Below are 1,026 nucleotides of genomic sequence, written 5' to 3' on the forward strand. Positions count from 1 at the left end.
CGGTGGCCGCCGCGCTGGGCCCGGCCCGCACCGCGCTCGTCCCGCTCACCGCCGTACGGGGCTCCCGGCGCACCCTGCTGACCGCGCTGCGGGCCGCCCTGGCCGAGGGGCGGGTGGCCATCTGCGACGCGGAGACCGACGCCGACCTGGACGCGATCGTCGAGGCCGCGCTGGCCGACGGGCCGGGCGGGCCGGACGGGCCGTCGGCCAGCGCGGCCTCGACGATCGCGTCCAGGTCGGCGTCGGTCTCCGCGTCGCAGATGGCCACCCGCCCCTCGGCCAGGGCGGCCCGCAGCGCGGTCAGCAGGGTGCGCCGGGAGCCCCGTACGGCGGTGAGCGGGACGAGCGCGGTGCGGGCCGGGCCGAGCGCGGCGGCCACCGAGTGCGGCGGGGGCACCGGCTCGGCGCGCCAGGCCTCGCTGTGGTGCAGCGGGGTGGTGCCGAGGTGGACGACGCCCGCGCGCACCGTGCGTCCGGCGGCGGGCAGCGCGGGCGCGACGACCACGCCCGCGCCGTCCGCGGCGAGGGCGGCCACCTCGGCGGCCACATTGCCGCGCAGCAGCGAGTCGATCTTCTTCAGTACCAGGGTGTCGCCCGGGGGCGGCAGGGCCAGCGCGGCGCGGACCGCCTCGGCCGCGTCGGCGGCGGGCAGATGGCGCGAGTCGAGGTCCAGTACGGTCGCCTCGCCCGGGTGGCGCGGGGCGGCCGAGCCCCCAACGAGCACCACCCGACTGCGCGTTGTGCGCGATTCAAGCCCGGCGGCCGTCTCGGCCGCGCCGGACAGGTCGTCCGCGACGGCGAGCAGCCGCCTGCTGGGCGTCGGTTCCACCGGTACCTCCTCGAACGACCAGGGACAGCGCAGAAGAACGGCGCGGAACTGCGGGGACGGCGGGAGACGGCGGCAGGCGCCGCCCCGACGGTCTCGATGATGACACACCCTGCGCGAAGTGTGCGAGGGGTATTGCGTGAAACGCGCATCCATGTCACGGTGACGCCGCGACACTAAGACCGTCCGGCAGTAGGGCC

The 1,026-nt window shown here is 77.7% G+C and carries 1 protein-coding gene; it reads right to left on the reverse strand.

The annotated features are described in order from the left end of the window. A partial coding sequence (locus CCN51_RS52515) for a four-carbon acid sugar kinase family protein (protein ID WP_245881914.1) occupies positions 1-829 on the reverse strand: 829 nt, incomplete at its 3' end. Positions 830-1,026: the final 197 nt, after the last annotated feature.

This window comes from Streptomyces milbemycinicus, from assembly GCF_002154605.1.
GTDB classification, from domain to species: domain Bacteria; phylum Actinomycetota; class Actinomycetes; order Streptomycetales; family Streptomycetaceae; genus Streptomyces; species Streptomyces milbemycinicus.